21 protein-coding genes are annotated in these 23,703 nt (G+C 43.6%); 15 read left to right on the top strand and 6 right to left on the bottom strand.

The genetic code is table 11. The annotated features are described in order from the left end of the window. Positions 1–3: 3 nt before the first annotated feature. The 4 genes from BMX44_RS01605 to BMX44_RS01590 all read left to right on the top strand — a co-directional run bounded on the left by BMX44_RS01605 (position 4) and on the right by BMX44_RS01590 (position 4,406). The gene (locus tag BMX44_RS01605) at positions 4–801 is read left to right on the top strand and encodes a GNAT family N-acetyltransferase (protein ID WP_218143905.1); all 798 of its coding nucleotides are present in this window, start codon (positions 4–6) and stop codon (positions 799–801) included. Then, positions 798–2,534: an IucA/IucC family protein gene (locus tag BMX44_RS01600; protein ID WP_090627337.1), complete on the top strand. Its 1,737-nt coding sequence runs from the start codon at positions 798–800 to the stop codon at positions 2,532–2,534. Before BMX44_RS01605 ends, BMX44_RS01600 begins: the two co-directional genes overlap by 4 nt. After that, a complete protein-coding gene (locus BMX44_RS01595) occupies positions 2,527–3,810 on the top strand; it encodes a lysine N(6)-hydroxylase/L-ornithine N(5)-oxygenase family protein (protein WP_090627336.1) in 1,284 nt (427 codons plus the stop codon). The genes BMX44_RS01600 and BMX44_RS01595 overlap by 8 nt, the downstream gene beginning before the upstream one ends. Before the next feature lie 92 nt (positions 3,811–3,902). Then, positions 3,903–4,406, top strand: coding sequence for a low molecular weight protein-tyrosine-phosphatase (locus BMX44_RS01590; protein ID WP_090627334.1), 504 nt, complete (start codon positions 3,903–3,905; stop codon positions 4,404–4,406). A gap of 87 nt (positions 4,407–4,493) precedes the next feature. On the opposite strand, the gene BMX44_RS01585 is transcribed toward BMX44_RS01590, so the two are convergent. From BMX44_RS01585 to BMX44_RS01570, 4 genes are all read right to left on the bottom strand, one after another. Beyond that, positions 4,494–5,273: a glutaminyl-peptide cyclotransferase gene (locus tag BMX44_RS01585; protein WP_090627332.1), complete on the bottom strand. Its 780-nt coding sequence runs from the start codon at positions 5,271–5,273 to the stop codon at positions 4,494–4,496. A 74-nt stretch (positions 5,274–5,347) separates the two neighbouring features. Further along, complete coding sequence (locus tag BMX44_RS01580) at positions 5,348–6,514, bottom strand: GNAT family N-acetyltransferase (RefSeq protein ID WP_090627331.1); 1,167 nt, start codon at positions 6,512–6,514, stop codon at positions 5,348–5,350. Between the two features lie 25 nt (positions 6,515–6,539). Then, entirely contained in the window at positions 6,540–7,718 is a 1,179-nt protein-coding gene (locus BMX44_RS01575; RefSeq protein WP_090627329.1) for a GNAT family N-acetyltransferase, read from the bottom strand. 163 nt (positions 7,719–7,881) lie between these two features. Further along, positions 7,882–8,595, bottom strand: a complete 714-nt coding sequence (locus BMX44_RS01570; protein WP_090627328.1) for a DUF502 domain-containing protein — start codon at positions 8,593–8,595, stop codon at positions 7,882–7,884. 456 nt (positions 8,596–9,051) lie between these two features. On the opposite strand from BMX44_RS01570, the gene BMX44_RS01565 reads away from it, so the two are divergent. The 5 genes from BMX44_RS01565 to ppk2 all read left to right on the top strand — a co-directional run bounded on the left by BMX44_RS01565 (position 9,052) and on the right by ppk2 (position 14,849). Further along, entirely contained in the window at positions 9,052–10,530 is a 1,479-nt protein-coding gene (locus tag BMX44_RS01565) for a dynamin family protein (protein ID WP_090627326.1), read from the top strand. Between the two features lie 251 nt (positions 10,531–10,781). Beyond that, positions 10,782–11,051, top strand: a complete 270-nt coding sequence (rpsO, locus tag BMX44_RS01560; protein ID WP_090627325.1) for a 30S ribosomal protein S15 — start codon at positions 10,782–10,784, stop codon at positions 11,049–11,051. 91 nt (positions 11,052–11,142) lie between these two features. Then, positions 11,143–13,287, top strand: a complete 2,145-nt coding sequence (gene pnp, locus BMX44_RS01555; protein ID WP_090627323.1) for a polyribonucleotide nucleotidyltransferase — start codon at positions 11,143–11,145, stop codon at positions 13,285–13,287. A gap of 391 nt (positions 13,288–13,678) precedes the next feature. Further along, positions 13,679–14,074, top strand: coding sequence for a YchJ family protein (locus BMX44_RS01550; protein WP_090627322.1), 396 nt, complete (start codon positions 13,679–13,681; stop codon positions 14,072–14,074). 16 nt (positions 14,075–14,090) lie between these two features. Continuing rightward, positions 14,091–14,849: a polyphosphate kinase 2 gene (gene ppk2, locus BMX44_RS01545; protein WP_090627320.1), complete on the top strand. Its 759-nt coding sequence runs from the start codon at positions 14,091–14,093 to the stop codon at positions 14,847–14,849. Positions 14,850–14,873: 24 nt separating this feature from the next. Here the strand turns inward: ppk2 and BMX44_RS01540 are convergent, their stop codons facing one another. Together BMX44_RS01540 and BMX44_RS01535 are read right to left on the bottom strand one after the other, a co-directional pair. Next, positions 14,874–16,112 (bottom strand): BaiN/RdsA family NAD(P)/FAD-dependent oxidoreductase, encoded by a 1,239-nt coding sequence (locus BMX44_RS01540; RefSeq protein WP_090627318.1) that lies wholly within the window; start codon positions 16,110–16,112, stop codon positions 14,874–14,876. 77 nt (positions 16,113–16,189) lie between these two features. Beyond that, on the bottom strand, positions 16,190–16,375 hold the full coding sequence (locus tag BMX44_RS01535; protein ID WP_090627317.1) for a twin transmembrane helix small protein: 186 nt from the start codon (positions 16,373–16,375) through the stop codon (positions 16,190–16,192). A gap of 312 nt (positions 16,376–16,687) precedes the next feature. Here BMX44_RS01535 and flhB point away from each other — a divergent pair, with 312 nt between their 5' ends. From flhB to BMX44_RS01505, 6 genes are all read left to right on the top strand, one after another. After that, positions 16,688–17,830, top strand: coding sequence for a flagellar biosynthesis protein FlhB (flhB, locus tag BMX44_RS01530; protein WP_090627315.1), 1,143 nt, complete (start codon positions 16,688–16,690; stop codon positions 17,828–17,830). A 69-nt stretch (positions 17,831–17,899) separates the two neighbouring features. Beyond that, positions 17,900–19,984: a flagellar biosynthesis protein FlhA gene (gene flhA / locus BMX44_RS01525; RefSeq protein ID WP_090627313.1), complete on the top strand. Its 2,085-nt coding sequence runs from the start codon at positions 17,900–17,902 to the stop codon at positions 19,982–19,984. Continuing rightward, the gene (flhF, locus tag BMX44_RS01520) at positions 19,981–21,273 is read left to right on the top strand and encodes a flagellar biosynthesis GTPase FlhF (protein ID WP_090627312.1); all 1,293 of its coding nucleotides are present in this window, start codon (positions 19,981–19,983) and stop codon (positions 21,271–21,273) included. The genes flhA and flhF overlap by 4 nt, the downstream gene beginning before the upstream one ends. Then, on the top strand, positions 21,266–22,159 hold the full coding sequence (locus tag BMX44_RS01515; protein ID WP_090627310.1) for an AAA family ATPase: 894 nt from the start codon (positions 21,266–21,268) through the stop codon (positions 22,157–22,159). The genes flhF and BMX44_RS01515 overlap by 8 nt, the downstream gene beginning before the upstream one ends. Positions 22,160–22,164: 5 nt before the next feature. Continuing rightward, positions 22,165–22,875 (top strand): RNA polymerase sigma factor FliA, encoded by a 711-nt coding sequence (locus tag BMX44_RS01510; protein WP_090627309.1) that lies wholly within the window; start codon positions 22,165–22,167, stop codon positions 22,873–22,875. 41 nt (positions 22,876–22,916) lie between these two features. Then, positions 22,917–23,681, top strand: coding sequence for a flagellar motor protein (locus BMX44_RS01505; protein ID WP_218143903.1), 765 nt, complete (start codon positions 22,917–22,919; stop codon positions 23,679–23,681). The last annotated feature ends 22 nt before the right edge of the window (positions 23,682–23,703 follow it).

The following is a 23,703-nucleotide window of genomic DNA, read 5'->3' as shown; positions in this document are numbered from 1 at the left end:
TCAATGTTGAGAAATCTTTTTCTGGATCAGGAAAAACGGTTAAAAGAACATTTCAAACCAGGTGTTCAAGGTATTGATTTACAACTTCAGGATCGCGTGATGAAAATCAGTCGGAGCGAATTTTTTCAATTTTCACCTTTCTGGATTAAGTCGAACGAACGAGCCTTATACCCTGTTACCTGGGTGAGAACCAATAGTGTCTCGCATCCTTTGCGGCATAACCCGGAAAAAAACACACTGTTGTACAAGCGATATATTTATGAGATCGACAAAACAATTGCGTTCAGAGTAATCGACCCGGACAAAGATTTAACTGTTTTTTCACAATGGCACAATAGTAAGCGTGTATCGGTTTACTGGGAGCTTGAAGGCAGCATCGATCAGCACCGGAAGTATATTGAGAAGAATCTGGACGATCCGCATCTGATACCTGTAATCATGGAAATTGACAGTGAACCGGCTGGGTATTTTGAATTTTATTGGGTAAAGGAAGACAGGCTGGGGCCTTATTATGACAGTGATGATTACGATAGGGGATTCCATTTTCTGATAGGGAATCGGAAATTTCTGGGCATAAAAAATACAGATGCCGTGTTGAAATGTGTGGTGCACTATCTTTTTCTTGACGATCCCAGAACGCTAAAGGTTATGGCTGAACCTCGGTGGGATAATCAGAAGGTTCTGCAATATGTTGATTCCTTTCCGGTCTGGAGGAGAATTAAAGTATTTGATTTTCCACATAAACGTGCTGTTCTTCTGGAGTGCACACGGGAAAGGCTGTTTGCTGGTGAACACTTATGACCTGGGAAATCGCGAACAGGAACCTTATTGCCAAGGCAATCAGCGAGCTGTTTTATGAAGAAATTCTGTCAGATAAGGTAAAGCAGGTGGGTGAGAACACATTTACCTTAGACATAAGCGGTGAAGTCAGTTATTACTTTCGTGCATTCAAGGGGATATGGGGTGACTTGGTTGTCAGGCCGGATACGTTGAGACGATGCGACGGCCTGAAGCTGGAGGCCGCACTGTTTTTTAAAGAGACGCAGTATCTGACAAAAATGAGCGATATCACACTGGCGAATTTTATAGAGGAGATGCAGCGTACGCTGTACAGCGATCAAATTATGCTGCAAAAACCTGCTTCAGTGAATGAGCTTTATCAAATCGATTCTCTTGACATTGAATCTCGGCTCAATGGACATCCCAAACTTATCTTGAACAAGGGTAGAATCGGCTGGTCACCATGTGATCTGTCTGCATATGCACCTGAAAATGCCCGGGAAACTCAATTTCTTCGGATTGCAATCATGAAGAACCTGCTGACTATAAACTGTCAGCAACATAAATCGTTCGAAAATATTATTACTGCTGATCTGGCTGAAAGCGAGATTGGTTATTTACAATATTTATGTAAGAAAAATAATATTGATTATCATTCCTATTATATTGTTCCGGTGCATGTATGGCAGTGGGAACATAAAATTCAGTTTTTTTTCCAGAAAGATATCAATTGCAACAATATTGTTTTACTGGACAGGGCGGGTGATCGCTACAAACCGCATGTGTCAATAAGAACTTTCTCAAACTGCCGGAACAGGCTGGCTTTTGACATAAAACTGCCGATTTCGATTTTAAATACTTCATGTGTACGCGGTATTCCCGCGCGGTATATCTCGATCGCATCGGAGATTTCAGAAGGGATAGAATCCATCCTCAGTCAGGATGCCGTTTTTGTGACGGCCAATACTGATTGTTTAAAGGATGTGGCCGCTTTTAGTTATGTTTCATCAGATTATATTGACATAAAAAGTGCGCCATATCGGTATAAGGAATTGCTGGGAGCAATCTGGCGCGAATCCAGCTCATCAAAACTGGACGGTGATGAAAGATGCCTCATGACCGGATCATTGTCATATGTGGATCAGGATGGCAAGTCATTCATTGGTTTGTTGATAGAAAAATCAAAACTTTCTATAGAGCAATGGCTGGAGCACTATTTTAATAAAGTTGTGCTTCCGCTCTACCACCTTCAATCCCGATATGGAATCGGCCTGGTGGCTCATGGTCAGAATACATTGTTAAAACTCAAGAACAATGCGCCTTCAGGTTTAATCATTAAAGATTTTCAGGGAGATCTGCGGTTAAATCAGAATCTGCCGCCGGTAACGCGAAAGAAATTCTCAGAGAAAGTACTGAACAGACTGGATTATCTGCCATCAGGGCACATTATTTACGATCTGATTACCGGTCATTTTGTATCAGTGCTGAGATTCATTTCACAGTCGCTTTATATTTCGCATCGATTCAAGGAAGTGCATTTTTATCAGCTGCTGGGTTCAGTTATCGCTGAGTACGAGAAAAACTATCCAACGCAAGCAGACGTACCCAGCTTGCTGACACCGAATTTACAGAGAGTTTTGTTAAATAAGGTTCGTTTTGAAATCGGGTATCAAGATTCTGTTCAGCGACCCAAACCTCTACTGGGTAACCCGCTTGAAAATCCCCTGGTGAATAAAGAAAGTGCTTATGGATAATGTGTTGGATCTGGTCGGAATCGGAATTGGCCCCTTTAATTTGAGTCTGGCTGCTGTCTCGGAAAAAAATCAAACATTAAGAACGCGATTTTTTGATGAAAAGCCAATGTTTCAATGGCACTCGGAAATATTGTTTCCGGATTCTGATATGCAGACAGCGTTTCTGAAAGACCTGGTTACAGGTGTAGATCCCACCAGCCCATACTCTTTTTTAAATTATCTTGTGCAAAACGGACTATTTCATGCATTTATGAATACCAACCGTCAGGTGGTGACCCGAAAAGAATTTGAATTGTATTGTCAGTGGGTAGTCCGGCAGATGCCAAAAAAACTGTCGTTTAATTTCAAAGTTGACAGCCTAAGCTACGATGGCCAGTTTTTTATCATCGGCAATCATGCGAAGCAATTCAGGGCAAAAAACATCTGTCTAGGCACGGGTATCAGCCCCAGAATACCGGCCTGTGCGAAACCCTATATCAGTAACACCTGTTTTCACGCAAAATCTGCCTATCTGCAGCAGATTGATGTGCGAGACAAGCGTGTGGTTATCATTGGCGGTGGCCAGACTGGCGTGGAAATCTTCAGGAATGTAATCAAAGGGAAATGGGGATGCGCTAATTCTGTGTCGCTTGTTTCCAGCAGACCGAACCTGGAACCTCTCGATGAATCAGCATTTGTCAATGAGTATTTCAGTCCCAATTATGCAAAGGAATTTTTTGCAGTCGATGCTCAGTTGAAGAAAAAAATTGTCGACTATCAGAAGTTGACCAGTGACGGAAATACGCCGACCTATTTACAAAGCCTTTATAACGAGCTTTATTATGCTCAGAATGTTGATCAATTACCGGTTAAATTCAGGATTCTTCCTTACCGAAGGATGGAAAGCATCAGCCATGTCCGCAATCGTTATCAACTGAGCCTGTCAAATTATTTCACACTTAAAAATGAGTGTCTTGACGCAGACATCGTTATTTTATGCACTGGTTTTAAAAACAGTGTGCCTGCTTTTGTCAAAGCTATAAAACATCTTATTCGCTTTGATGAAAACGGCTGCTTCCGTGTTAACCGGGACTTCTCCGTACAATGGGATGGCCACGCGTGGAACAGAATCTTTGTTCAGAACTTCAGTCGTTACGAGCACGGGATATTTGAGCCACAGACCAGCCTGATGGCCTGGCGATCGGCGGTGATTACAAATGCCATTTCCCGGTACGAGATCTACGAAACTGAAAATTTTGCACCTAATTTTTTGAGCTATACCTGTATTGGACAGTGACGCTGCGAAATGACTGCAGGGTATGCTCAGATTGCAATTAGCATTGTATAATATCATGCTCAGAAACTTTCATTTATCTTGTCCTTCTGTCTATGAATCCATTATCCCAAAGTCAAACTAAAGTACTTTTCGTCTGCATGGGCAATATTTGCCGTTCTCCCACTGCGGATGCCGTATTCAGACATACAGTGAAAAAAGCTAATTTGGAGCATGCATTTTCAGTCGATTCCGCCGGAACGCATGCCTATCACGTCGGTAACCCGCCTGATCGCCGTGCTCAAGGTGCGGCTAAGAAGCGCGGTTATCAAATGAACGACTTGCGTGCACGTAAAGTTCACCCTGACGATTTTGCCAAATTCGATTATATACTGGCAATGGACCATGAAAATCTTTCGATTTTACAACAGCGCTGCCCCGACCGATTCACCCACAAGCTTGAATTAATGATGCGCTACAGTAAGGGTATCTATAGCAATCGTGAAGTGCCTGATCCATATTTTGGCGGTGATCAGGGATTTGAGACAGTGCTTGACATGATTGAGGAAGCCAGTCTGGGCTTATTGGAGCATGTGTGCAATCACGAAACGCAAGGGTAATTTCTTACTGTATTTATGTATCGTGCAATAAAAATATTAAATGATATGGTACCTTCGGACATGACCGGGGTAAGGAGATGGCCTGCGTTAAGGAATACGAATCTCAAATAATGTTGGCCAGTTCTTGCCGGTAACGTAGAAAGTTCCGGTACCCGGTGAGTATGCAATACCGTTGAGCATATCTTTGAAATTGCGCCTGCCCGAGCGGTAAATAATTCCCCGGCAATCTATTACCCGTTGCACTTTGCCCGTGAAACGGTCAATTTCATAAATATGATTGTGAAATTGGACATTTGCATAGATTTTATCGCAAACACACTCCAGATCGTTTATAAAATTAAGTGGTCGCCCGTTAATGGTAACTGGCAAGATGGATGCAACAGTAAACTGATTATTTCTAAAAACCAGTTCATTACTCCCGTTGCTCATAATTAAACCATCATCGCAACCAGCGAGCCCCCAACCTTCACCCTCATAGCTAAACCGATTATCCAGTCTTTCCAGCGTACTGATGTCGTAATTCAGTGTCTTACCGGATGTATATGTCAACTGGACCAGTTGATTGTTCAGGATTGCAATACCTTCACACCATTCCTGGTCAACCTTGATCTCGTGCTGAACAGCGCCATTACGGTAATCAAGATGGCGCAGCCGCGATGCATTCATAAGTCCGGTACTCTCATAAAGCTTGCCTTGATGAAAGACAAGCCCTTGTGTGCAAGCGTTCTTATCGTGCGGCAGAGTACGAACAATACAGGGTGTTATTTTGGGTAACCCGAAGGTTTGAAGCCGGAAATATATCCATCCCAGCGGTTTTTTTATGCCGAGAAAGTCGAAAAACTGAATTAGAGCATCACGATTGATCATGGCAACTTCCACGAATATCCCGATTCCGGTATGCGGTAGCAATTGCTGAAATCGCTAAACACCCCGGTTTGTGTTTAGTTTTTGCTGCACATTAATTTGTCCGCGTATTTGCGCAAATTATATTTATCAAGCAATCGTCCAACAGTCTCTGATATTTGGTCAAATGTACGCATTATTTTGACAGTCAGGTTATTTCGTCCATTTCGCGGGACGAGGTATACATAACTTTGAATTATCGCTGTCGTGCTAAGTCTTTTTTTATGCAGGCTGTCGTCATTTCCAAAATCGAATCGTTTCACCTTTTCATTTGATGCAATCAAATCAGGCAGAATCTCTGTATGAAGAAAAATACCCACCTGCAGCTTCGCCCAGTCAGGATCATAACCGATTTCCTGAGCATGATAACAACCGTTGTATAAATGGCCAACCTGAAAAGCAATGGGTTGTTGATCAGCAAAAAGAACGTAGCTGCGAAACCACCCATGTCTGGCTGTAATGCCGTATTGTTCTGCCAATTGCTGTCTGCTCCGTAATCCGCTTCCTAGTCGTGTGTACTGGTATGTGCGTGACGATATGGCCATGGCTGCGTCAAGAAAGTCATTAATTTGATCGGCGGACCGGTAGCAAACGGTTTGATGACTATTCACAGCAGCTAAAAATCGTTTGCGCGTTCGCTTCAGGTCGTTGCGGGTACTTGATCCCAATTGTTTTAAATACTGGTCATAATCTCCGGTAAAATCAATAAAGCGATGTGTGTAACGCTTGCCGTATTCAAAAATATGAAACTGTTCACGTAGTAATGAATTTTCTGTTAGCAGTTGTGCCAACGGTGAGTCATCGGTGACAGATTGCAAAAAAATTGCTTCATTCTTGCCAAGCTGGCTATGCGCCAACATAAACAAATTCTGCAGTATTTGTAGCTGATCCAGATCGACGCGGTTGTCCAGCAAAGGCGGGGCAAATAAAGTATAGCGGCGGATTCGATGGGAATAAAGTGTCCAGCCATTCAGGGTTACGCGCAGCGCAGACGGGTGAACAAAGAAAGTAGTCCAGCCTATCGGTTTGCCACGCTGTTCAAGTACAAATTGCTCCAGATACTTGTCGTCTCCATGGACGAGTGATGCTAGCCAGTGTTGATCCTGTTCTAGTGAAATCTCTAACTCAGAGTTATCAGTAGCGCCAGCGTTATTTCTTGAACTCTCTTGTGCTTGTTTTTTCCAGGTTGCTGGTGGGATTGACATATTCGCTTATCAATAAAATTTAAGATCAGGATTGTGTCTTTTTTCGACGAAGGAAGCGTCGCAGCTTGGATTTGATACCATATTTTTCTAGAAATTGACCAACACGACCGGTCGTTATATTGAACAAGCGTAATGCATATGCGATTGTCAATAACGGAAATGCACGCGGAACAAGATAAAAATTTTGCTCTTGATGGCTTTCGTTGCTTAATCTTTTTTTACTGCCATTGTCGCCATACAAAAAATCAAACTGTATAGCGCCTCTTTGAATCAAATGCTCTACTGTATAGATATGAGCGATTGTTCCTACAGACGATTTTGCCCAGTCTGGATCATACCCCATGTGGGTCAGATAATAGATATTTTCATAAAAAAAACCATGCTCGAATGCGACTGGCTTATCGTCGCAGAAAAGTATCAGACTTCTTAACCATCCTTTCTCAGCTGCAAAAGATAAATTACGATATGTTTCTTCATCCTCTGAAATCCCCAGATTGAGTAACTGATGCTGGTAGGTTTTGACCGAAATCGAATGTAATAATCTTACCAGTTCCGTTACTTCTTCAGGTTGCGTATAAACACGATATGTAACGGTTGCCTGTTTATTCAATTTTCTTATCGCGCGACGCACCTCATAACGTGTACTGTAACCAAGGCCACCAATATACTTTTCGAGATCATCCGGTAATCGAATTGTTCGTCTTTGATACGCATCGCCATATGGAAGCACCAGATATTTCCTTGAGAGTGCTTGATTGTCGATCATAAATTGCCCGAAACCGGATTCGAGTGAAACACCGAGGCCAAACAAAACATCGCGTGGATTCAGAGTCCTGCGCAATTCACCAAAAAGGCTTTCGAATAGTGCTTCGGGTGACAACTGGTTATTGGCCAGTAACGGTTGCGCCGTAATTGCATGGCGGTTAACACGATAGTCAAACAACGCTACGCCAAACAGACTGAAGCTTAAGGCAGACGGGTGCACAAAAAAAGGCGCATAACCATTGATCGAACCATCTTTTGCAAGATTGACAAAGACTTTTACAGATTTTCCAGGGCCGCATTTTGTCGTCAACCAGTCAAGATTGTGATCCATTCCGGCATCTGGATGGGTTTTAACAAAATGGCTAATCGAATTTTTTATTTTCTGGCGATCATCGGTATCGAATGTTTCAAGATCAAGCCATTTTAAATTTGTATCCATTGTTTCTGTTGTTTTTCAGTTGGGTCAGTCTGAGGGATACTTTTGGGATAGTTTGTCTTTTTCAATCCACAATTTTATCAGGGTTTAGAAGTTTTATTGTTAACGGCTGAAAATAACATTTTCTGAAGCAATTTGTCAGGTATTCCTGTATAGATATCGCGATTCAGTCTGATTCTCTGTGCTTATCTCTAGCGACATTGTCCAGACGCGAAAAGTGTATTTTCTCCGGAGAATTGGTTCCACCGGTAACAACAAATGTCATGGCTTCTTCAGTACTCCAGTCGGTCATAATAATATTCTTGATTGGTACAATTTCTATGTAGCCCGAAGTCGGATTGGGAGATGTGGGCACATAAACCGCTGCGAGTTTTTCGCCGGTTTCTGAGTCGTGCAGGACTTTAGTGATAAATCCGATAGCCTTCATCTCCGAAGATGGAAAGCTAATCAGAACGACTCTGCGTCCTGTGACGGGGGGCTTGCTCAATGTATTGAGAAAACGTTTGGTAGCGCCATAGATAGTTTGAACCAGCGGAAGCCGGGCCAGAATATCCTCGTAAAGGTCAATCACTTTTTTTCCAATTACAAACGAAGCGAGTAGCCCGATCCCGTACAATCCGGCAATGGTTAGCAGTGCGGCAACCCCTTGCTGGAAACTGGAGTCAAGCAACCAGTTGGCAATTGTATCCGAATGCGGGCGAACAGCGCGGGCAAGCCCTCTCAGCAAGGGTTCGCCCATCTGGGCCAGCATTTTCAAGACAAATTCAAAAACCAGCCAGGTTATCCAAAGTGGTGCGACTGTCAGTGCACCAATTAATACATAACGCCCGACGTGAGCCGAGCGTTCCTGATGCTGTGTATTATTTTGATCATTACTCATGGTTTGCCTTGTATAATCAGTCAGGGATTCTGAGGATCATTTAATCGTGAACAAGTGCACCGCAATTGTTTCTTTGTGTAAATGGGAATAACTAATAGGTTAAGAATATAGATTGTTAACAACAAAGAATAGGCATTTTCACAACAGCAGATTTTCAGCGCGACCAATTGCTGGTAAGCCAGGCTTGTTCTTGGTAGAATCGCATCGCTTGGTTCTTGAATTTTACTGAAATTTTACTTACTTAAGCTGTGTTGTTTCAAATATGAAACAACAATTATCCGATCTTCATGCGTACATGGTTTTTTTCACTAAAATAGAAAAAGTGAAAATGCCAGAAAATTCAAGTGTACAGATACATGCTATTCATTCGGTAATGTCAGTCAATAAATTTTTATTTGCGATTTTTTGTGGGTATCTTTAGCGTGATGCCTTTTATAAAAACGAAAAGGGGCTTATATGTCATATAGTTCAACTCAAATAAACAAACTTCTCAACAGCCTGGAAAAACATTTGGCTGATGAGCATCCGGATAATCCGGTGCTTGCCAAGGCCGTTAAAAGTTTTCGAAAAATGGATTATATTGCTTATAGCATGGGATTGTTAAACCGAGATGAATCATTTGCTACTTGCGTAACCTGGTGGCCTATGATTGCCGTTCTGGGTACATTTTCGGCTGGTAAATCAACGTTCATCAATTCACATTTGGGCATGAAGTTGCAACGAACGGGTAACCAGGCAGTCGATGATAAGTTTACCGTCATATGTTACAGCCGCCATAACGAAGCAAAAACGTTACCGGGAGTAGCGCTTGATGCGGATCCGCGTTTCCCTTTTTTTCATATTAGTAAAAGTATTGAAGAAATTTCTGAAGCAGGGCAGGAAAGAATCGACGCATACCTCCAGTTGAAAACCTGTCCATCGGAAAATATTCGCGGAAAAATTCTGATAGACTCCCCGGGTTTTGACGCTGACAGTCAGCGCGCTTCAACGCTACGCCTGACCCAGCATATAATCAACCTTTCCGATCTGGTGCTGGTATTCTTTGATGCACGCCATCCAGAACCCAAAGCAATGCAGGACACGCTTGCTTATTTGGTATCGGCGAGTGTAAACCGCGCAGACGCCAACAAATTTCTCTATATTCTTAATCAAATGGATGTAACCGCCCAGGAAGACAATCCTGAAGAAGTGGTATCCGCCTGGCAGCGCTCACTTGCTGAAGTCGGATTGATAGCAGGCCGTTTTTATCGAATATACAATCCGGAAGTGGCGGTACCCATCAGCGATCCCAGAGTAAAGGAACGGTTTGAAAAAAAACGGGAAGAAGATTTAAAAGATATCTATACGCGCATGCAGCAAATTGAAGTGGAACGCTCGTACCGTATTGTTGGCAAACTCGAACAGACAGCAAAATCAATTAAAAGTCAGGTTGTCGTAAAACTGACAGAGATGCTCACTGAATGGAAAAATAAAGTGCTATTGTTCGATGGCATTATCATTTCAGCGCTTGCCCTGATTGTCGGTGGCGGCCTGCATTTGTCTGATTCATGGGGTTTATTGGGTACATTGGTGCCTGGAACTGAATCTTTTTCGGAAACCACATTAATTGCAGGGTTGTTCGTCCTGATTTTTGTTCACTTTACAGTGCGTAAGCGTGTGGCTGACAGGATCAAAAAGAAACTTGCCGAGGATATGGGAAGTGATCACGAAGCATGTAAACAATATATCGGTGCTTTTAGTAAAAGTACTGCTGCTTATCGGTCTATGCTTTTCAAAAAACCAGCCGGGTGGAATGAAGTCACGGAGCGTACGATTGATGAAATTGTCGATGAATCGAATGATCATATACAGGAGCTGAACGACCAGTTCACCAACCCTTCCGGAAATGATGAAGAGGAAACTCAGGTTTTAACTGAAGAGACACAAACAGGTTAACACCAGAAACGACAGATTTACCATCGTTAATCGTTTTTATGCGCAATAAGTTTAGGCCGGTATAGTTAGAAAATTGAATAAGTAAAAATGAATTACTAAAGCCTTGCCGCCCGATTCATGCTGCTAGCAGAATTTTTAAAATTAAAACTCCCGCATTTTGAATGTTGATCTGTTTTGGACAAGGTTTATATTAAGGAGTAAAATTCACCATTTTTACAAAATTTTTACATTTGTTTTAACTGGAGAAATGTATGTCAGTAACAACTGATCAAAAAGCGAGTGTTATGCGGGATTTTCAAAGAGGGGAAGGCGATACCGGATCTCCGGAAGTACAGGTGGCGTTGTTAACCGCTCGCATTAACGATTTAATCGACCATTTTAAAGTTCATGTCAAGGATCATCATTCGCGACGTGGCTTACTGCGCATGGTCGGTCGTCGGCGTAAGTTGCTTGATTATCTTAAACGCCAGAATATTAACAGTTACAAAACGCTGATTGATCGCCTTGGCCTACGAAAATAGACACACCAGAATAATAACTACACGCTCAGGATGACGCGTAACATGAATACGCCCATTTCTGTCAGCGTTGAATTTACAAAAGGACTGTTAATTGAAATCGATTAAGAAGAGTATTACATACGGACGACACCAGCTCACTCTGGAAACAGGTGAAATCGCTAGACAGGCGCACGGCGCGGTGATGGTGTCTATGGATGATACTGTTGTACTTGTGACGGTTGTAGGGGCAAAACAAGTAAGCCCGGGGCAGGATTTCTTCCCGCTGACTGTTGACTATCAGGAAAAATTTTATGCTGCTGGGAGGATTCCTGGCAGTTTTTTTAAGCGTGAAGGCCGTCCATCAGAAAAAGAAACATTAACCTGTCGTCTCATTGATCGTCCGATACGACCGCTTTTCCCCGAGGGTTTTTATAACGAGGTGCAGGTCGTAGCTACCGTTTTGTCATCCAACGAAGACGTAGATGCCGATATTCCTGCAATCATAGGAACATCTGCGGCACTGGTTCTGTCAGGAATTCCGTTTGAAGGACCCATTGGCGCCGCGCGTGTTGGCTATATTAATGATGAATATATTTTAAATCCGACAACGGATGAATTGAAAGATGCTCAGTTGAATCTTGTTGTTGCCGGTACTCAACGCGCTGTGTTAATGGTCGAGTCCGAAGCCATGGAATTATCTGAAGACGTCATGCTGGGCGCCGTTGTATACGGTCATGAACAGATGCAGGCAGTGATAGATGCAATTAATGAACTGGCAGATGAGGCCGGTGTTACCGCCTGGGACTGGACCCCACCAGAAAAAGATACGGCTTTACAGAAAAAAGTTTCAGAAATCGCCGAAGCTGCATTACGAGAGGCTTTTCAAATCAGGCAGAAGCAGGCGCGGACGGAAGCGATTGCATCTATCCGTCAGAAAAGTATAGAAACGCTTGGGGTTGGAAATGAGGATGGGCCGGAACAAAGTGCTTTTGAGCAAGCTTTTTTTGCGCTTGAATCAAGTATTGTGCGTAATCAAATCCTAGATGGTGAGCCCCGAATTGACGGTCGCGGTACACGAACAGTCAGGCCCATCACCATTCGCAGCGGTGTTTTGCCGCGAACTCATGGTTCTGCGCTTTTTACCCGCGGCGAAACGCAGTCATTGGCAGTGGCTACGCTTGGTACGGCACGTGATGAACAAAAAATAGATTCGTTACAGGGAGATTATTCTGAGCGTTTTATGCTGCATTACAACATGCCCCCGTATGCGACGGGTGAAACCGGGCGTGTCGGTTCCCCAAAGCGGCGAGAAATCGGACATGGACGTTTGGCGAAACGCGCGCTAGTGCCTGTGCTTCCTTCACAGGAAGAATTCGGTTATTCACTGCGGGTTGTTTCGGAAATAACCGAATCTAATGGCTCCAGTTCCATGGCCTCGGTATGCGGTGGTTGCCTCGCATTAATGGATGCCGGTGTGCCATTAAAAGCACATGTTGCGGGTATAGCCATGGGGTTGATTAAAGAAAGCAACCGCTTTGCGGTGTTAACCGATATTCTGGGAGATGAAGACCATCTTGGGGATATGGATTTCAAGGTGGCCGGAACGGATAAAGGCATTACTGCTTTACAAATGGATATCAAAATACAGGGCATTACCAAAGATATTATGCATGCAGCGTTGCTACAGGCACGTGAAGGACGCATGCATATACTCGATATCATGAAAGATGCCATGCCGGTGACACGCGACAGTATTTCAATTCATGCACCACGCATCATCAAAATAAAAATAAACCCTGAAAAGATTCGTGATGTGATTGGAAAGGGTGGCGCGGTAATTCGAACGTTAACAGAAGAGACAGGTACAACGATCGACATCACCGACGATGGACAGGTTACTATTGCTTGTGTCAATGCAGAAAATGGTGAGCTGGCAAAGAAACGTATTGAGGATCTGACAGCAGAAGTGGAAGTTGGGCGGATTTATGATGGTACCGTATTAAAGTTGCTTGATTTTGGGGCGATCGTCAGTGTATTACCTGGCAAGGATGGTTTATTACATATTTCTCAGATCGCTAATGAGCGCGTAAATAACGTTACCGATCATCTGAGTGAAGGTCAGTCTGTTCGTGTCAAGGTTCTAGAAGCAGATGATAAAGGTCGACTTCGTTTGAGTATGAAAGCAATCGCAAATGAAGAAAATGAAGCTGGATCGACGGAAAATACCGCTGAAATCACTGATACAACGGAGAATTAAGATATAAATTAATATGTTGTTCTGATTTATTTAATACAGCTGCTAGTTATTACAAACACCAATCGATTGTACGGGTGGAACGATTGATTTACGGATCTGCCTCAACAATGATTACCATATGCGTTTGCGAATTTTGTACATTCGCCAGAAAACAACAAAAAACGCCATGTGAATAGTACCATTATGGCGTGACTGCAATGTTTTGGGTCTGACTATTAGAAATAATGAAACACAGATTTCATATGTGTATATTCTTGAATGATAGTTTGATTTCACATTTTCTATTGTAGTTAATCGATTGTGATTACAGACTTACATATTCCTTAGAATAAGCCATTTCCGGCGCTGTTAATGATTATCCCTGTGCTCTTTAAGAGGGAGTGTTTGGAACATGAAAATAAAAACGGGCGCCAGTTGCATATGCGGTCTCAGTACAGTTTATGTTAATTGTTGTGGCCGTTATCTAGACATGGGGCAAGTGCCAGAGAACGCGGAAGAATTAATGCGCTCTCGTTATTCGGCATACACCTTGTGTCGTGAGGATTATCTGTTAGAGACATGGCATCCTGAAACACGTCCCTTGTCATTAGAATTGACTTCTCGACAAAAATGGTTGAATCTTTCTGTCAAACAACATAAACAGTTGTCACCGAAACTTGCGCTTGTTGAATTCATAGCGCGTTACAAAATTGCCGGGCGCGCTTATCGGCTGCACGAAATTAGTCGGTTTGTATTTGAAAAAGAACGCTGGTTTTATGTTGATGGTGATTTTGTAAAAAAACCGTAATGTTGAATTGAATATCGTGGACAAGAGACTATACAAGCAAGAACTGTATACACTACAGGTAGAACTGGTTAAGTTTCACAAAAGCGTAATCGAGAGTGGCCGTAAAGTTTGTTTGCTTTTTGAGGGCAGAGATGCAGCAGGTAAAGATGGAACCATTAAGCGGTTCAGCGAACACCTGAGTCCCAGAGAAGTACGAACAGTTGCATTAGGCGCACCGTCGGACCGTGAGAAAAGTGCATGGTATTTCCAACGTTTCGTTCCGCATTTGCCAGTTTCTGGGGAAATCGTTTTTTTTAACCGTAGCTGGTATAACCGGGCAGGTGTTGAAAAAGTAATGAAGTTCTGTCGAAAAAATGAGTATTTGAAATTCATGAATGAAGTGGCTAATTTCGAACATTTATTGACACATGCTGATTTGGTGTTTTTTAAGTACTATCTCGATATTTCAAAACAAGAACAGAAAAAACGGCTCAGCGCACGGCGAGAAGACCCTCTTAAGCAATGGAAGATAAGTCCTATTGATGAGAAAGCACAGGCGCTATGGCAGGCTTATTCTGAGGCCAGAGATGCAATGTTTGCTAAAACTAATTTTGTTTTTGCGCCCTGGCATATTGTGCATAGTGATAATAAAAAACGTACGCGTATTAATGTCATGAAACATTTCCTGAGTCATGTGGATTATAAGGGCAAAAATAATGAAGCATTAATTTACGATTCTTCTGTCGTATTTGAATTTGATCCTGTATGTTATGAAAAGGGTATGATTGCTTCGTAATCAAACAAGCGCAGAGTAGCGTGTTTATACTACCTGACCTGCAGCGTGACCCGATGACCAGGCCCACTGAAAATTAAAGCCACCCAACTGTCCTGTAACATCCACAACTTCCCCGATAAAATAAAGCCCGGGAATTTGTTTGACTTCCATCGTGCTCGACGACAAAGCGTGCGTATCAACGCCTCCTAGAGTTACCTCGGCTTTCTTATAACCCATTGTTCCGCTCGGAGAAAATTCCCAGTTGTGTATCAGCTCGGTTATTTGAGACAAGGCGGCATTGCTAAATTGACTGACAGGTTTATCCTTTAAATGCGAAAGTGATAAATGCTCCAGAACAAAATCACACCATATTTTTACAAACCGTTTTGGCAGGAATTCGGCGAGCAGATTGTGCAATTGTTGTTTGCTATGTCGCTGTGTAAGAAAAATTTCCTGCAGATTATTTTGCGGCAGTAGGTCGATAATGATTGTCGTACCGGGTTTCCAGTATGAAGAAATTTGCAGAATTGCAGGTCCGCTAAATCCACGGTGTGTTAACAGAAGATTTTCTCTAAATGAAATCTTCTTTCGCCAGCTTACTTGAGAATCAATCGCTACCCCCGGCATATTTTGAAAACCGGGGAGCTTGTCTGACGAAGCCGTCAGGCCAACCAGTCCGGGTCGTAACGGTGTAACTGGAATATTAAACTGTCTGGCTGTCTGATAACCAAAATCACTCGCACCAATTTGGGGTAGTGATAAGCCCCCAGTGGCAATGACCAGAGAATGTGCAACTAACGTATTGCGCTCTGTCTGAATCACAAACCGTTTGTGCCTGCTTTGACCGGAGAAACCGCATTCGGAATATTCTATCTTTGACACTGTTGAAGGTGATTGAAAGGAGACTCCGGCAAAATGACACTCATACATGAGCATCTCTATGATCTGTTGAGCGCTGTTGTTACAGAAAAGTTGTCCGAATTTCTTCTCGTGGTAATGTATATCGTGTTTTTCCAGTAATGCAATAAAATTATGCGGTGTATAACGCGAAAGCGCCGAACGACAGAAATGCGGGTTATTTGACAGGAAATTGTCAGCGCCGGTATGTAGGTTTGTAAAATTACACCGTCCTCCACCTGAAATACGGATTTTTTCGGCTGGCTTTGAGGCATGGTCAACCAGCAGAACAGAACGTCCACGTTTACCTGCTTCAGCGGCACACATCATCCCTGCTGCTCCGGCTCCAATGATGACTACATCCATATTTCGGATGGTTTTTCTCATTTTCTTGGGGAACCGGTGAGTGGGATCGTTTTTTTTGTATGAATTAACTTAAAACCTAAGAATCAATGATTGTTTATTCAGGCAATATGTTCAAAGTAAGTATAAATCATCATGATTATAAACAGCAGCAAGGAAACGCCGATGCGAATACTTAATGATTTAACCATGCGCGTCGAATTGCCTGTATCTTTGTACATGTAATATAAGGCCGAGCCAAGACTGTACAAAATTACGAGAAATAATATCGCTGCTAAAATTTTCAATGGCTTTCCTCCAGATTGACAAAAATTTTGTACCAGACCAACAGTTTATCCGAGATTGACTTTTTATCCAATGGGAAATTCTATAACTGTATTCAAAAACCTTTATTGATCAATTGCTTGTGTGAATGCAGATTTCAGAACCTGTTTTGAATAATCTGAAGTGTGGCACGAATTGAGCTAATTCATTTGCTACCTAATTCCAAAAGTGTGTCATCCCAGCATTAACAAATTAACGGGATGAAACTTCCCTTTTCTCCACATCAAATTTTGAGCATCGTGCGCATAATATGGATGACGGTAATTGGAGGAGAAATGGCTGAAGACAGTGATTTAGAACGTACGGAAGAAGCGACGCCACAGCGTATACAAAAAGCGCGGGAAGAGGGGCAAGTTGCCCGTTCACAGGAATTAACCACGTTTGTTTTGTTGCTAACAGCCGCCGCCGGTCTGATTTTTATGGGTGGAAGACTGGTTGAACATCTGACGGATATTATGCATGCAGGTATGCAAATAGATCGAAATATGGCTTTTCATACGGATTTGATGGTTAAGCGCCTAAGCCAATTATCGATTGAAGGTCTCTGGTCATTAATCCCCCTGTTAATTCTGTTGATTGTTGCAGCGTTTACCGCGCCCATGCTACTCAGTGGTTGGCTGTTTAGCTCCAAGGCGCTCATTCCCGATTTCAAGCGTTTAAATCCGGTCTCAGGGTTTGGTAGGATTTTTTCAATGCATGGGTTGACTGAATTACTGAAAGCAATTGCCAAAACACTGGTCGTTGGCAGTGTTGCTGCTTTGGTGATATGGGGTAACAGAGATTCAGTATTGTCATTGATTGCACTACCAGTGATGTCAGGTGTTACCCGAACAGGTGAGTTGCTGGTCTTAAGTTTTTTTCTGATTACAGGCGCGATGATATTAATCGTTGCGATTGATGTGCCTTTTCAATTATGGAGTCATGCCAAGAAATTACGTATGACCAAAGAGGAAATCCGGCGCGAGGCCAAGGAGAGTGAGGGAGATCCTTTGGTTAAAGGGCGTATACGAAGCTTACAGCGTGAGGCCGCTCGGCGCAGGATGATGTCTGAAATACCTGAAGCAGACGTTATTGTGACGAACCCGACTCATTATGCAGTCGCTTTACGCTACAAAAGCAATTCGATGCGTGCACCCAAGGTTGTTGCCAAGGGAGTACATTTACTTGCTGCGCGTATACGTGAACTGGGCGAGGCTCATCATATACCCATACTGGAGGCGCCTCCGCTTGCGCGTGCGTTGTATCACCACGCCGAACTGGATGCTGAAATACCGGAAAAACTATATACCGCTGTTGCGGAAGTTCTGGCTTACATTTTCCAATTGCAGCGTTATCAGAATTACGGTGGCGACAAACCCGCGCCGCTTGGGGAAATCAATGTGCCGCAAGAACTGGATGTACTTTCGCCTGATAATTAATGAATAAGCAAGGGGATTTAGGTGTTTATTTACCGATGCTCGTATCGGATTTTAATGTAACTTACCATCATGAATACAACTTTGACATTTTCTAGTTTAATGACTGGAAACAACCTGAAAGCACTGGCCGGCCCGATATTGATCATCATGATCCTCGGGATGATGGTGTTGCCATTACCGCCATTCATTCTGGACGTTTTATTTACATTCAATATTGCGCTGGCCATTATTGTTTTGATGGTGAGTTTATATACCAGAAACCCTCTCGATTTTGCGGTATTTCCTACTGTTCTACTAATAACGACACTGTTGCGCTTATCTTTAAATGTTGCTTCTACTCGCGTTGTTTTACTGGAGGGACATACAGGACCGGATGCGGCAGGAAAGGTCATAGAGGCTTTTGGGCATTTTCTTGTCGGCGGTAACTACGCTGTCGGTCTGGTTGTTTTCATTATTTTAGTGGTGATCAACTTTGTTGTGATTACCAAAGGAGCAGGGCGTATTGCTGAAGTAAGTGCTCGGTTCACATTAGATGCAATGCCCGGTAAGCAAATGGCAATTGATGCTGATCTGAATGCAGGTTTGATAGGAGAGGAAGAGGCGCGCAATCGCCGGTCGGCCATTTCTAAAGAAGCCGATTTTTTTGGTTCGATGGATGGTGCGAGTAAATTTGTCAGAGGTGATGCTATTGCCGGCGTAATGGTCATGTTGATTACCATCATCGGCGGGCTTGTCGTGGGAATGTTGCAACATGATCTGGACCTGGATACGGCTGCTCGAAACTATACACTTTTGACCATTGGTGATGGCCTGGTTGCACAGATTCCGGCATTGGTAATTTCAACTGCAGCCGGACTGGTGGTTAGCCGCGTTACGACCGATGAAGATTTAAGCGAGCAAGTATTAGGCCAATTGTTTACACAGCCACAGGTGCTTGTGATTACGGCAAGTATTCTTGCGGTGATGGGTCTTGTGCCAGGAATGCCGCATTTTGTTTTCCTGTTACTGGCAAGTACGCTGGGGCTGGGTGCGTATTTTATGATAAAGAGTGCTCAAGAGAGCGAGGCAGAACAGACGGAGCCCGCCGCCGTACCCGTGATCGAGCAGCAGGATGCAAGCTGGGATGATGTGACCCCAATTGATACGCTGGGTTTGGAGGTGGGTTACCGACTCATACCGCTTGTCGATAAGGCACAGCAGGGTGATTTGCTCAAACGGATTAACGGTATACGCCGAAAATTCGCACAGGATATTGGCTTTCTACCGCCTGTAGTACATATCCGGGATAATCTCGAACTTCGACCTAACGCCTATCAGATTACTTTAAAGGGATCAGTAATTGGACAGGGAGAATCATATAACGGAATGTATCTTGCGATTAACCCGGGAAGGGTAACCATAACGCTGCCGGGTACGCCAACAAGTGATCCTGCATTTGGCCTGCCCGCAGTTTGGATAGAAGCCTCGCTTAGAGAACAGGCGCAGGCAAACGGGTACACCGTTGTCGATGCCAGTACAGTCGTAACAACGCATATCAATCACTTAATTCATTCACATGCTTCCGAATTACTGGGCCGGCAGGAGCTTCAACTTTTACTGGATCACCTGAGCGCTAAGTCACCGAAATTAATTGAAGATCTGATTCCAAAACTGCTGCCGTTGTCTTCTGTACAGAAAGTGCTTCAGAACTTGCTGATGGAAAATGTGCATATCCGCGATATGCGTACCATCATTGATGTACTGACCGAGCATTCACCTGCTACTCAGGATGCCGTGCAGCTGACAGCATACGTACGCGCCGCACTGGGGCGCGCAATTGTCGAACAGTTCTTCCCGGCTAACACAGAGCTGCAAGTAATTAGTTTGCATCATGAGCTGGAAAATATTCTGATGCAGGTTGTACAAACCAGCGGCAAAGAGGGTGGCGGGATAGAACCCGGGCTGGCAGACATGCTGCTGAAAGAAGCTGCTGCTGCCGCTAATCAGCAGGAAAAACAAGGCCTGCCGGCTGTTATTTTGGTACCTGGGCCAATCCGTAATCTGCTCTCCCATTTTCTGCGCAGAGCCGTGCCACAGATCAGAGTTCTTGCGCATGCAGAGGTCCCTGATACCCGGAAAATTAAAGTCACTTCCTTAATTGGAGGTAAGTCATGAAAGTTAAGCGATATTTAGCTGCTACATCGCGCGAAGCGCTGCGTAAAGTCAAGGCAGATCTGGGTGCTGAAGCCATTATTTTATCCAACAGACAGACTGATGCTGGTGTTGAAATAATGGCGCTGGCTGATACAGATATGACTAGCCTGATTGATGCTCAGCAGACGGATCAATCAAGACCGCAGCAAAAAAACAAGCCAGCACTGCATGAGATCAAAGCAGATTTTTATTCTCCTGCTCAAGTGTCACAAAGTGATTTGCCAAAAACAGAGGATACTACGGCTGCCGCTATACCAGAAAATATCGTGTCCGAAGAATTTGTTCAGGCCTTGATGAAGGAAATTCATGCGATGAAATGCACGCTTGAAGATCAGCTGGCAAATGTGGCATGGGGCAACAAAGCGCAGCGTAATCCTGAAAAAATGAAGGTGCTGCGTGCGTTATTAAATGCTGGTTTCAGCCCTTTATTGTCGCGACGCCTGGTTGATAAATTACCGGAAGAGCTCGACTATGTTCAGAGTATGAAGCAGGCGGTTTCAGCTTTAACGTTCAATCTGCGTACTGCATCTGATGATGAAATGATTAAACAGGGCGGTGTATATGCGTTGATCGGTGCCACGGGGGTTGGCAAGACTACAACAATAGCCAAGCTTGCTGCAAAAAGTGTAATTAGACACGGTGCTGAGAAAGTTGCGTTGCTTACTACAGATAGCTATCGGATTGGCGGTCACGAGCAGTTACGAATTTATGGCAGATTGTTGGGTATTTCGGTGAGAAATATACAGGATGCAGACGATCTCCAGCTTACATTATCAGAACTCAGAAATAAGCATATCGTTTTCATAGATACCGTTGGCATGAGTCATCGTGATCAGATGCTGGCTGAACAGATTGCAACCCTGAGCAGTTCCGAAACGAATATTAACAAAATGCTGGTGGTAAGTGCTACCTCAAGCGACAGGACGCTCGATGAAATTATTACAGCTTATCGCAAGTTCGACATTCTTGGTTGCATCATAACAAAGGTGGATGAGGCCGCCGGCCTTGGTGTGGTGCTTGATGCGGCAATTAGACGCAAGCTGGTGCTGCATTATGTGACCAATGGCCAAAAAGTACCGGAAGATATTCATGCAGCAAATCCAAGGTACCTTTTACATCGAATTTTTAGCGCAAAACCAAGTGATCCGGCATTTACACTTCAAGATGCTGAATTTGCGCTAGTCATGTCAAAAAACACCAACTTGGATAATCATGAACTAAAAATGCGCGCAGGTACTAAACATGACTAATTTTTCACATGATCAAGCGGCAGGGTTGCGTAATCTGGTTGCTTTGCAAACAGACAGCTCGACACGGGTCATTACCGTTACAGGTGGGGCAAAAGGCGTAGGGAGAACAGAAGTAACCGTTAATCTGGCGGCGGCATTAGCCGAACAAAATAAGCGGGTTTTGCTGATTGATGAGAATGCATATCCGCATAATATTTGCACAAGACTCGGATTAAAAGCGCGTTTTGATCTTGCGCATGTGATACGGCAAGACAGAAAGCTGGAACAAGTTATTGTTCCGGGACCGGATAATATATTTGTTCTGCCTGCTCAAAGAGGCATTCATGCTTTGACCGGACTGAACAGGGCAGATCAGCAAAGACTCATTACGAGTTTTAGTCAGATTACAGAACCAATCGATTTTATTTTGATTGATACAGCCATGAATGCTGAAACACAAGTGCTGCCATTGAGTCTTGCATCAGAGCAGGTCATGGTTGTCATTTCAGGCTCGGCAGTTTCACTGACAGGTGCCTATGCATTAATCAAAATAATGAACAGGGAATATGCAAAGCGTCACTTCTTGGTATTTATCAATAAAGCTGAGACAAAATTAATTGCGCAGAATGTGTTTGAAAACTTTGCTTGTATTGTTCAAAGGTATCTGGGGATATCGCCCGAATTTGCAGGATTTACTGAACTGGATGAAAAAATATCTCAATCAAGACGATTGTGCAGGCCAGCACTAAGCTTATTTCCAGATTCACAGACCGGCAATAACTTCAGACTTCTGGCAGAAAATGTTCTGTACGCCCCGCGCAAAGATTATTTTAACGGGTTGGTAGAAAGTTTTATGCAGCGCCTCATTCACACGAGTCATTTGAGTATGACAAATTTAACGGTTTGATAAATATGTATACAGCGACTGGAATTAAAAGTAAGGAAGATTTTGTTGGTGAATTTTCACCTTTGGTTAAGCGTATCGCTTATCACATGATGGCTAAACTTCCGGCCAGCGTTCAGGTGGATGATCTGATTCAAGCTGGAATGATAGGTCTTCTGGATGCAATTAATCGCTACGAAGGGTCTTACGGACGACAGTTTGAGAGTTATGCCGCACAACGGATTCGCGGGTCAATTCTGGATGAATTGCGTGATGCTGATTGGCTGCCGCGCAGTGTGCGAAAAAAAATGCGACAAATTGAAGCCGCAGTGAACGCCCTGGAACAACGAAACGGCAGTGTTCCCAGTGAACAGGACCTTGCCGAAGAATTAAATATCTCGCTGGATGAATATCATTCGACACTCCAAAGCGCTCGGGGTGCACAGTTGATATATTACGAAGATTTCCAGCAGGATGATGAAGAACCATTCTTGGATCGATTACTTGCGGATGATAAGAGCAATCCGTTGGAAACACTTGTCGATGAAAATCTGCGAACGCTGTTGGTACAGGCAATAGAGAATCTGCCGCCACGTGAGAAAATGGTTATGGGTATGCACTATGAACAGGAGATGAACTTGCGTGAAATTGGAGAGGTCCTGGGGGTGAGTGAATCACGTGTATGTCAACTGCATACACAGGCCATAGCAAGATTGCGAAGCCGCATGAGAAATCTTTAACGCCTGAAACATATTATTCACAGGTGGTTTCGGGACAAATGATGAGTAATAAAACTAAGATAGACGTAAGCAGTATTGCCGGAATTGCTCTGGCATTAGCGGCAATTATGGGCGGACAGATGCTCGAAGGCGGCCATCTGGGTGCATTATTGCAGTTCGCGGCTTTTTTTATTGTCGTGGGCGGTACTGTCGGTGCTGTTCTTTTGCAAAGCCCGGTAAAAGTGTTAATTAATGGCGTCAAAATGGCTAAATGGATTTTTTTCCCGCCGAAAAGACCGACTCAGATCCTAATCAAACAAGTTGTCGGTTGGTCGTATCTTTCACGCAAAGAGGGCCTGCTTGTTCTTGAAAGACATGCAGAATCTGCGACTGATCCCTTGACAAAAAAGGGGTTGTTGCTGCTGGCAGATGGAAGCAAAGCTGAAAAACTGCGTGAAATACTGGAAATAGAGGTTGAAGCTGAAGTTTCATTTCAGCGTCAGTCTGCAAGAATTTGGGAAGCAGCCGGTGGTTATGCTCCGACCATCGGTATTCTTGGTGCAGTTCTCGGTTTGATACATGTCATGGAGAACCTGACTGAACCCAGTCTTTTGGGTAGCGGGATTGCTGTTGCATTTGTCGCCACAATTTACGGTGTCGGCCTGGCAAATTTGTTTTTTCTGCCGATAGCGAACAAACTGAAAAGCATTATCAATGAGCAACTGGTTTTTCGTGAAATGTTGATCGACGGATTAGTTGGCATAGCGCATGGTGAAAATCCGCGGTTAATAGAGAATCGCCTGATGAGTTATTGTGTGGAAAAGTAAACTTGCGGCTTTAAGTTGATTA

The organism is Nitrosomonas marina, from assembly GCF_900110145.1.
Lineage (GTDB): Bacteria > Pseudomonadota > Gammaproteobacteria > Burkholderiales > Nitrosomonadaceae > Nitrosomonas > Nitrosomonas marina.
The sequence above is the reverse complement of the archived record's forward strand: the minus strand, read 5'-3'. Positions and strand labels throughout refer to the sequence as shown.